This is a genomic window from Mycobacterium sp. TH-M11, from assembly GCF_057473725.1.
The window spans coordinates 1-10,394 of record NZ_JBYCLD010000446.1; the positions used below are offsets into that span (position 1 = coordinate 1).

A 10,394-nucleotide genomic window follows, 5' to 3' on the forward strand; every position below is an offset into this window, starting at 1 on the left:
CTCGTCGAGTGTGCGCTGACGGCTTCGAGTGTGCACGGGGGGCGGGCTTTTCGCGATTTTCCCGCCCACGATGCACGCTCGACGCCCAGGATGCACACTCGATGCACGTGGCGCACATGTGACCCGACAGCATCCGCAGTGTGGGCATCAACCATGTCGCGTTGGCGTCTTGGGTATGGCGTTGGTCAAATCGCTGGACCTGCCCGGCGGGCCCGGACAGCACTTCTTCTCCGCTGCCGGCAGCGGTGACTGCGTGGCATTCTTCCGGTTCGCCGACGCCTCTGACCGGGTGCCGGGCATTTCTTCTCCGGCCGCCATTCCTGGCATTGGCGAAATCACCAGTGCCGTCAGCACGATGAACCACCTGGCGTTTCACGTGTCGGCCGAGCAGTTCGACGCCTATCGGCAGCGACTCAAGGACAAGGGCGTGCGGGTGGGGCCAATCCTGAACCATGACGAGAGCGAGCGCCAAGTCGCGGCCGCGCTGCATCCCGGGGTTTACGTGCGCTCCTTCTACTTTCCGGATCCAGACCGAATCACACTTGAGTTCGCCTGCTGGATAAAGGAATTCACGAAGAACGGCACCGCGACTGTGCCCAGGAGCTCAGCCGACCGGCGGATCCCGGCCGCCCACTGGACTCAGTCGCGGTAGAGGCCCGGATCGGACAACTCGTCGAGCAGCGACGCCAACTGATGAACCAGTTGCTCAGGGTCGAGGCGCACGTCGCCGGAGAGCCAGGCGCTGATCGTTTGACCTACCCCGCCGACCACGAAATGTGCGGCGGCCTTGATCCGGTCGTTCTCCGGTACTCGCAACGCATCCTCGACATAGCGGCCGGACAGCATCGCGAACAGTGCGCTGGATTCGACCCGTTTGCGCACCAGCACCGCGTTGGCCAGTTGCGCGCTGAACAGTAGCCGCCCGACCCGCGGATCCCCCTCGATGGTGCCAACGATGTTGGCCATGCCGGCCCGGGTCTGTTCCTGCTGCGGAGCAGCGGCGACTGCAGCCTGCGTGGTGGCGGCCAGATCGGCGATCACCCAGTCGAACACGGCCGCCACCAGTGCGTCCTTGTCGCTGAAGCTTTCGTAGAAATAGCGAGCGGCGACACCGGCCCGGCGGCAGATGGCTCGCACGGTCAACTCCGCGGGGTCGTCCCTGCCGAGCAGGTCCAGGCCCGCCTCAAGCAGGCTGGCCCGGCGAGCTGCCAGCCGGTCGGCGGCGTCGACGCCGCGGTACGGCCGCGCGGTCGTCGACGGGGCGGTGGCCATGAAGCCCATCTTGACACCGGTCCCCGTCCCGCTGCAAGATCAGGAAACGCACGTTCTCACAATTAGCGGGCAGGTGGGCGATGACCGTCAGCGAACCGATCAGGCATGTCGAGCGTCCGGTCAGCGCGCCGCCGATCAGCCGGCCACGACGCACTCCACAACTCGACGACACGTTGATGGGCATGGCGTTGTTACTCGGCCCGGCCAACGTGATCATGCAGTTGGCCAGGCCCGGCGTGGGCTATGGAGTGATGCAGAGCCGGGTCGAGAGCGGTCGCATCGACCTGCACCCGATCAAGCGGGCGCGCACCACGTTTACCTACCTCGCGGTCGCGATGGCGGGCACCGATACCCAGAAGGCGGCGTTTCGTCGCGCGGTGAACCGGGCTCACGCTCAGGTGTATTCGGCGCCCGACAGCCCGGTGCCATACAACGCATTCGACGTCGATCTCCAACTGTGGGTGGCGGCCTGCCTCTACAAGGGTGGGATCGATTTCTACCGGACGTTCATCGGTGAGATGGACGACGAAGACGCCGACCGGCACTACAAAGAAGCGGTGGTGCTCGGCTCGACGTTGCAGGTGCCACCGCAGATGTGGCCGGCAGACCGGGCCGCGTTCGACCGCTACTGGAACGACCAACTCGACAAGGTGCACATCGACGACGCGGTCCGCCAATATCTGTATCCGATTGCGGTGGGCCGGATCCAGAAGCTCCGTCTGCCCGACGTCGTACGACGGCAGCCGGAGAAGCTCGCATTGCTGCTCACCGCCGGCTTTTTGCCGCAACGCTTTCGCGATGAAATGCGGTTCGGCTGGGACGCGACGAGGCAGCGGCGTTTCGACCGGGTGGTTGCCGCGCTGCGCACGCTGAACAAGGCGATGCCACCGGTGGTCCGGCGCTTCCCCTTCAACCTTCTACTGTGGGATCTCGATCGGCGGATCAAAGCCGGCCGTCCGCTGGTCTAGCTGACCGATACCCCCTACCCGATCGGGGTCTTGTATCTACGACGCAGTGTCGTATTGAATGCGGTCGTGGCTGAATTGGGCGAGGCAACTGCGCTGTTGGGCGCGCGTAGGGTCGGTTGACGTGCGTACAGACAACGACAAATGGGACATCACCACAAGCGTCGGTTCGACCGCGTTATTCGTGGCAACCGCACGAGCATTGGAGGCGCAAAAACCGGATCCGTTGGCCAGCGACCCGTTCGCCGCAGTTTTCTGCCACGCAGTGGGCGGCTCGGCAGCGGATGTGTTGGACGGCAAGGATCCCGACCACCAACTCAAAAAACCGGAGTTCGGCGAGCATTTCGTCAATTTCCAGGGTGCTCGCACCCGTTACTTCGACGACTATTTCCGGCAGGCCGCCGACGCCGGGGTCCGGCAGGTCGTGATCTTGGCGGCAGGCCTGGACTCGCGTGCCTACCGGCTGTCCTGGCCTGATGGCACGACGATCTTCGAGCTGGACCAGCCGCAGGTGCTCGATTTCAAGCGGACGGTGCTTGCCGAACAGGGCGCCGTGCCCAATGCCGAACACCGCGAGATTGCCATCGACCTGCGCGACGACTGGCCACAAGCGTTGCAGGACAGTGGTTTCGACGCGTCGCAGCCGTCGGCTTGGATCGCCGAAGGCCTGCTCATCTATCTGCCGGCCGCCGCGCAGCAGCAACTGTTTGCCGGCATCGACGCACTGGCCAGTTCGGGTAGCCGGGTGGCCGTCGAAGACGGCGCGCCGATGCCGGCCGAGGCATTCGAAGCCGCCGTCGAAGCCGAGCGCGCAGCTCAGGCAGCGGGGGATCAGCGGCTGTTTTTCCAGCTGATCTACAACGAGCAGCACGCGCCGGCGGCGCAATGGCTCGGCGATCACGGTTGGGACGCGGTCGCGACGCCGCTGGCCGACTACCTGCGCGAGGTGGGCCGCCCGGTGCCCGGGCCGGACACCGAAGCGGGCCCGATGATCACCGGCAACACCCTGGTCAGGGCAGTCAAGACGTAAGAACCCGATGGCGTACAGTTAGTGCTAATGATACTCATTGTCATTAAGACTTGTCGACGAACGGTGCGCCACTTGGCGCTCGGCTCGCGCCCGAAACTGCCTGCATGTGCTCCGACACCCGGTTTGACCTGCGGCACTGGGGTTTTGGCGGCCTAGTGATCGAAGGCGCGCATCCAGGCGATACGTGCGTCTCGACACCTGGCTTATGCAATGCTAACTTCGCCGAAGTTAGCTTAGGCAATGCTATGTCCGAAGGGGAGATTGAGGCGTGGAAATCGCTGACACCGGCACTGTCGCCACCCGGCCGACAACTGTCAGGGTGGACGACGACGTAACGAGTCGATTCGCCACCTGCTGCCGCGCTCTCGGGCTGACGATCTACGACCGCACCCGGCCGGCCGACCTGGCCGCAGCCCGGGCCGGGTTCGCCGGCCTGGTCCGCATTGCGCACGACCAGGCCGACGCTTGGGTTGGATTGGCCGCCGCGGGCGACACGTCGGTGCGGGTGCTGGAAGCGATTTCGCACAACGCGGCGACCGCCGGCGTGCTAGGGCGCCAGGTCGAGCTGGCCGAGGGTGCGCTGGGATTCCGCTACGACACCGGGCTGTATCTCAAGTTCTGGGCAACCGAGCCGGACGATTTCCACCTGGCTTACGCGGCTGCCCTGGCCGGCGACGGCCGGTTTGCTGCCGCACACCAGCTGGCCAGCGATGTCAGCCGGCGCCGGCCGAGCTCGCGGGAGGCCCGCTGGGTGATCTCGACGATCCACTACCGCGCCGAACGCTGGTCTGACGTCGTCAAACTGCTGTCCCCGATGGTCAATGCCGCCGACCTCGAACCGAATTTCGCGCATGCGGTGAAGATTGCGCTGGGGATCTCGCTGGCTCGGCTGGGGATGTTTGCAGCCGCGCTGTCCTACCTCGAGGAGCCGGACGGGCCGGTGGCCGTGGCCGCAGTGGACGGGGCATTGGCCCGCGCGCTGGCGCTACGCGCCGACGGCGACGAGGACACCGCCCGCGAAGTGCTGCAGGACCTGTATGCCGCCAACCCGGAGAATGTCCAAGTCGAAGAGGCGTTGACCGATACCAGCTTCGGGATCGTCCCCACCACGGCGGATCGCATCGACGCGCGCATGGACCCCTGGGACGTCAGCACCGAGCCCAAGCCCGGCGACTTCGTCGACCCCGGCGCCCAGGAACGCAAGGCCGTGCTGCTGTCGGAGGCCGAACGCGAGCTCGACGAGTTCATCGGCCTGGACAAGGTCAAGGACCAGGTCGCGCGACTCAAGAGCGCAGTGGCGATGGAGCTGGTCCGCAAGGAGCGCGGGCTGGAAGTCGCCCAGCGCACCCACCATCTGGTGTTCACCGGCCCGCCCGGGACCGGCAAGACCACGATTGCCCGTGTTGTCGCGAAAATCTATTGCGGCCTTGGCCTTTTGAAGAAAGAGAACATCAAAGAGGTGCATCGTGCCGACTTGATCGGTCAACACATCGGTGAGACCGAAGCCAAGACCAACGCGATCATCGACAGCGCACTGGACGGTGTGCTGTTCCTCGACGAGGCTTACGCGCTGGTCGCCACTGGCGCCAAGAACGACTTCGGCTTGGTGGCCATCGACACGCTGCTGGCCCGGATGGAAAACGACCGTGACCGGTTGGTGGTCATCATCGCCGGTTACCGCGCTGACCTGGATCGCTTCCTGGACACCAACCAGGGTCTGCGGTCGCGGTTCACCCGCACCATCGACTTCCCGTCCTACCAGCCGGCCGAGCTGATCGAGATCGCCAACTTCATGGCGACCCGCCGTGACAGTGCGTTCGAACAAGCCGCTCTCGCCGATCTGGAAACGCTGTTCGCCCATTTGGCCAACACGACGAAGGCCGATTCGGTCGGCGTCGAACGCCGCGGGCTCGACATCGCCGGCAACGGTCGATTCGTTCGAAACGTCGTCGAAAAGTCGGAAGAGGAACGCGAATTCCGGCTGGACCACTCCGAGCATGCGAAGACCGGTGAATTCACCGACGAGGAGCTCATGACGATCACCGCTGCCGATGTGGCGAACACCGTGCCGCCGTTACTCGAGGGCCTGCGTCTGGAGATGCCGGCATGAGCGCGCCGACGACGATGCAGAGCGCCCCGATGAGAAGGAGTGGCGCCCATGGCTGAGCCGGAACCCGGCGACGACCGGCGCTCGTTCGCCTCGCGCACCCCGGTCAACGACAACCCGGAGAAGGTGGTCTACCGCCGCGGTTTCGTCACCCGGCATCAGGTGACGGGCTGGCGGTTTGTCATGCGCCGCATAGCCTCTGGTGTCGCCTTGCACGACACCCGGATGCTCGTTGACCCGCTGCGCACCCAGACGCGGGCAGTGCTGATGGGTGTCGTCGTGTTGGTCACCGCGTTGGCGGGCTGCTTTGTGTTCTCGCTGATTCGGCCGAATGGGTCGGCGGCCAACAACGCCATTCTGGCGGACCGGTCGACGGCCGCGCTGTACGTGCGGGTCGGCGATCAACTTCACCCGGTGCTGAACCTGGCATCGGCCCGACTGATCGCCGGCAAGCCTGCCAATCCGACGATGGTGAAAAGCGATGAGCTGGACAAGTTTCCGCTCGGCAACCTAATCGGCATCCCGGGTGCACCCCAGCGGATGGTGCAGAACACCCGCAAGGACGCCGACTGGACGGTGTGCGACGCGACGGATGGCATGGCGGCCGGAATCACGCTGATCGCCGGTGTTCCAGACAGCGCGGGTACGCGCGCTGCAGCGGTCGACAGAAACAAGGCCGTGCTGGTCAGCAACTCCTCCAGCACCTGGCTGCTGTGGGACGGGCGACGCAGCCGGATCGATCTCTCCGACCATGCGGTGACCAGTGCGCTGGGCCTCGCCGTAGACGCCCAACCTCGGCCTATCGCTGCTGGGTTGTTCAACGCGATCCCCGAGTCGCCGTCGCTGGCCGCTCCCGCGATCCCCCAGGCCGGCAGCGCCGCCAAGTTCCCAGTGCCCGCCCCTATCGGCGGGATTGTCGAATCCCACGGGCTGGAAAACAATTCGCCAAACTACTACGCGGTGCTACCGGACGGCTTGCAGCAGGTCTCGCCGGTACTGGCCGCGATCCTGCGCAACGCCAACTCCTACGGGCTGGATCAGCCGCCGCATCTGGGCGCCGACAAGGTGGCCAAGCTGCCGGTGTCGCGGCAACTGGACACCGGCCGCTACCCCGAGCAGCGCATCATCCTGCTCGACGCCACGCACGATCCGGTGACGTGTGCGCACTGGAGCAAAGCGTCCGGTGCCAGCACGAATTCGCTGACGCTGCTCGCTGGTTCGGCGCTGCCGATTCCTGACTCGGTGCACACCGAGGAGTTGGTCGGTGCCGGGTCAGACGGAATCGCCACTCGGGTGGCGATGGCCCCTGGCACCGGGTACTACGCCCAGGCCGTTGGTCAAAATGCGTCGTCTGCGGCCGCCGGGTCGCTGTTCTGGATTTCCGACACCGGCGTGCGGTACGGCATAGACAACGAAGCCGGCGTCAATGGAAACCCGAAAACCGTTGATGCGCTGGGGTTGACGCCGCCGGCAACGCCGATCCCGTGGTCGGTGCTGTCGCTGTACGCGCCCGGGCCGACCCTGTCGAGGGCCGATGCGCTACTTGCGCACGACGGGCTGGCGCCTGACTCCCGACCTGGCCGTACCTCTGCCGAAGGGCAAAACCGATGAGTCGCTTGATCTTCGAGGCACGCCGCCGGCTGTCTTCGCCGGTGGCCCGCAAGGGCAGTATCAACATCGAAGCGCCACCCGAGTTGCCTCGGGTCATCCCGCCGTCATTGCTGAAGCGGGCGCTGCCGGTGGTGATCGTCTTGCTGATCGTCGGGATGATCGTGGCGATGGTCGCCACCGGGATGCGGCTCATCTCGCCGCAGACGTTGTTCTTCCCGTTCGTTCTGCTGCTGGCGGCCACCGCGTTCTTTCGCGGTGACAACAAGTCGAGCACCGCAGAAATCGATGCCGAGCGCGCCGACTACCTGCGTTACCTGTCGGTGGTCCGCGACAACGTCCGCGCGCAGGCCGCGGCGCAGCGGGCCGCCGCGGAATGGTCGCACCCGGACCCGGCGGAACTGGCCGCCATCCCCGGGTCGCGTCGGCAGTGGGAACGCGATCCCCAGGACAGCGACTTCCTGGTGGTGCGTGCGGGCGTGCACTCGGCGGCGTTGGACACTGCGCTGCGGGTCAACGACACCGCAGACGAGGTCGACCTGGAGCCGGTGTCGCACAGCGCGTTACGCAGCCTGCTGGACACTCAGCGGACCGTGCGCGACATCCCGACCGGGATCGGCCTGACCAAGCTGTCACGGATCACCGTGCTCGGCGATGACGACGAGGTGCGCGGTGCGCTGCGGGCGTGGGTGGCTCAGGCGGTGACCTGGCACGACCCCACGGTGCTCGGCGTGGCGGTCGCTACGCCCGATCTCGAGTCCCCGGACTGGTCATGGCTGAAATGGTTGCCGCACGTGGATATCCCCGCCGAAGCCGACGGGGTAGGCCCGGCCCGCTACCTGTCGACCAAGCCCGACGAACTGGTCGCGCTGCTTGGAACCACGCTTTCTGACCGCCCGGCATTCGCCGGTGGATCTGCAGATGCGTTGCGGCACTTGTTGATCATTGTCGACGATCCGGATTTCGACCTCGGCGCATCGCCATTGGCTGCTGGTCGGGCTGGGGTCACGGTCATCTACCGATCGACCACCGCACCGCACCGAGAGCAGTACTCCGATCCCGAGCGGCCCATCCTCCGGATCGCCAACGGCGTGATCGAGCGCTGGCAGACCGGCGGCTGGCAGGGCTACATCGGCAGCGCCGACTGTCTTTCCGTCGACGACACTGCCCACATCGCGCGTCGACTGTCGCGGTGGGACTCCAACCCGACCCACAGCGGCCTTCAGTCGAGCGCGACGCGCGGCGCGACATTTACTACGCTGCTTGGCATTCCGGACGCCTCGCGGCTGGATGTCCCGACCATGTGGGCGCCGCGGCATCGCGACGAGGAGCTGCGGGTTCCGATCGGTGTCACCGCGACCGGTGAGCCGCTGATGTTCGACCTCAAAGACGAAGCAGAAGGCGGCATGGGTCCGCATGGCTTGATGATCGGTATGACCGGTGCCGGCAAGTCGCAGACCCTGATGTCGATCCTGTTGTCGCTGTTGACGACCCACTCGGCCGACCGGCTGATCGTGATCTATGCCGACTTCAAGGGTGAGGCGGGAGCGGATATCTTCCGCAACTTCCCCCAAGTGGTCGCGGTGATTTCGAATATGGCCGAGAAGAAGTCACTGGCCGACCGGTTCGCCGACACGCTTCGCGGCGAAGTCGCCCGCCGGGAGATGTTGCTGCGCGAGGCCGGCCGCAAAGTGCAGGGCAGCGCGTTCAACTCGGTGACCGAATACGAGAACGCGATCGCCGCCGGGCATGACCTGCCGCCGATCCCGACGTTGTTTGTCGTCGCCGACGAGTTCACGTTGATGCTCGCCGACCATCCCGAATACGCGGAGTTGTTCGATTACGTCGCGCGCAAAGGCCGCTCGTTCCGAATCCACATTCTGTTCGCGTCGCAGACGCTGGACGTCGGCAAGATCAAGGACATCGACAAGAACACCTCGTACCGAATCGGTCTGAAGGTGGCCAGCCCGGCGGTGTCGCGTTCGATCATCGGCGTGGAGGACGCCTACCACATCGAAGCCGGTAAAGAGCACAAGGGCGTCGGCTTCTTGGTGCCCGCGCCCGGTGCCGCGCCGATCAAGTTCCGCAGCACCTACGTCGACGGCATCTACGATCCGCCGCAGACCCCGAAAACCCTGGTAGTGCATTCAGTTCCCGAGCCCAAGCTGTTCACCGCGAGCCGGGTCGAACCCGACCAGACCACGGTCATCGCCAAAAACGGACACGACGAACCTATCGCCCCGTCCCGCAAGCTGATCGCCACCATTGGCGATCAACTGGCCCGCTTCGGGCCCAAGGCGCCGGAGCTGTGGTTGCCGCCGCTCGACGAGGTCATTCCGCTCAGCGCGGCGCTGGCGCGGGCGTCGCTGCCGCGCGGCGAATGGCGCTGGCCGCTGGGTGAGATCGACCGGCCGTTCCAGATGCGCCGCGATTCGCTGGTGTTCGACGCCCGCTCCTCGGCCGGCAATCTGCTTATCCATGGGGGCGCGAAATCCGGTAAATCGACTGCGCTGCAGACGTTCATCCTGTCAGCAGCAAGCCTGCACTCGCCACGTGAGGTGAGCTTCTACTGCCTGGACTACGGCGGCGGGCAGCTGCGGGCGCTGGAAGACCTGGCGCATGTCGGTAGCGTGGCGTCCGCGCTGGAGCCGGAACGCATCCGTCGGACGTTCGGCGAACTCGAGCAGTTGTTGCGTATCCGGCAGGAGCGGGAAGTATTCCGTGACAAGCAGGGGCCGGACGACGGGCTGGGCCAGGTGTTCCTGGTCATCGACAACCTGTATGCGTTCAGCCGGGACAACACCGATCAGTTCAACACGCGAAACCCGTTGCTGAGCAAGGTGACCGAGCTCGTCAACGTCGGATTGGCCTACGGCATTCACGTGGTCATCACGACACCGAGCTGGCTTGAGGTGCCGCTGGCGATGCGCGACGGCCTGGGGATGCGATTGGAACTCAAGCTGCACGACGCGCGCGACAGCAACGTTCGGGTGCTCGGTGCGCTGCAGCGGCCGGCCGACGGAGTGCCCGCCGATCAGCCGGGTCGTGGCCTGACCATGGCCGCCGAGCATTTCCTGATCGCGGCACCCGACCTGAGACAGGTGCCGGCGATCAACGCTCTGCACCAGGGGATCGCGGCGCCACCGGTGCGGCTGCTGCCGACGAACCTCGACCCCGCCGCACTCCAACCGGTGTACGGCGGCGAAGACCGGATCGTCATTGGTCAACGCGAAGAAGACCTGGCCCCCGTCCAACTCGACTTCGCCCAGAACCCTCTGCTGATGGTGTTGGGCGACACCCGATCCGGCAAGACGACCCTGCTGCGGCACATCATTCGGACGATCCGCGAGAACTCGACACCGGACCGCGTCGCATTCACCGTGCTGGATCGGCGACTGCATCTGGTCGACGA

General features: G+C 65.6%; 6 protein-coding genes and 1 pseudogene. 6 read left to right on the top strand and 1 reads right to left on the bottom strand.

Annotated elements, in window-relative coordinates:
* Window positions 1–166: 166 nt before the first annotated feature.
* A pseudogene (locus AC2VOG_RS17380) lies at window positions 167–652 on the top strand (VOC family protein); the annotation flags it as partial.
* Here the strand turns inward: AC2VOG_RS17380 and AC2VOG_RS17385 are convergent.
* The gene (locus tag AC2VOG_RS17385; protein WP_486941096.1) at window positions 640–1,272 is read right to left on the bottom strand and encodes a TetR/AcrR family transcriptional regulator; all 633 of its coding nucleotides are present in this window, start codon (window positions 1,270–1,272) and stop codon (window positions 640–642) included. The pseudogene AC2VOG_RS17380 and the gene AC2VOG_RS17385 sit on opposite strands and share 13 nt — an antisense overlap.
* Window positions 1,273–1,352: 80 nt before the next feature.
* Between AC2VOG_RS17385 and AC2VOG_RS17390 the strand changes: the two genes are divergently transcribed.
* The 5 genes from AC2VOG_RS17390 to eccCa all read left to right on the top strand — a co-directional run.
* Window positions 1,353–2,240, top strand: coding sequence for an oxygenase MpaB family protein (locus AC2VOG_RS17390; RefSeq protein WP_486941097.1), 888 nt, complete (start codon window positions 1,353–1,355; stop codon window positions 2,238–2,240).
* A gap of 121 nt (window positions 2,241–2,361) precedes the next feature.
* A complete protein-coding gene (locus AC2VOG_RS17395) occupies window positions 2,362–3,267 on the top strand; it encodes a class I SAM-dependent methyltransferase (RefSeq protein WP_486941098.1) in 906 nt (301 codons plus the stop codon).
* Window positions 3,268–3,535: 268 nt separating this feature from the next.
* Window positions 3,536–5,377, top strand: coding sequence for a type VII secretion AAA-ATPase EccA (gene eccA / locus AC2VOG_RS17400; RefSeq protein WP_486941099.1), 1,842 nt, complete (start codon window positions 3,536–3,538; stop codon window positions 5,375–5,377).
* A 48-nt stretch (window positions 5,378–5,425) separates the two neighbouring features.
* The gene (gene eccB, locus AC2VOG_RS17405; protein ID WP_486941100.1) at window positions 5,426–6,985 is read left to right on the top strand and encodes a type VII secretion protein EccB; all 1,560 of its coding nucleotides are present in this window, start codon (window positions 5,426–5,428) and stop codon (window positions 6,983–6,985) included.
* A partial coding sequence (eccCa, locus tag AC2VOG_RS17410) for a type VII secretion protein EccCa (protein WP_486941101.1) occupies window positions 6,982–10,394 on the top strand: 3,413 nt, incomplete at its 3' end. The genes eccB and eccCa, both read left to right, overlap by 4 nt.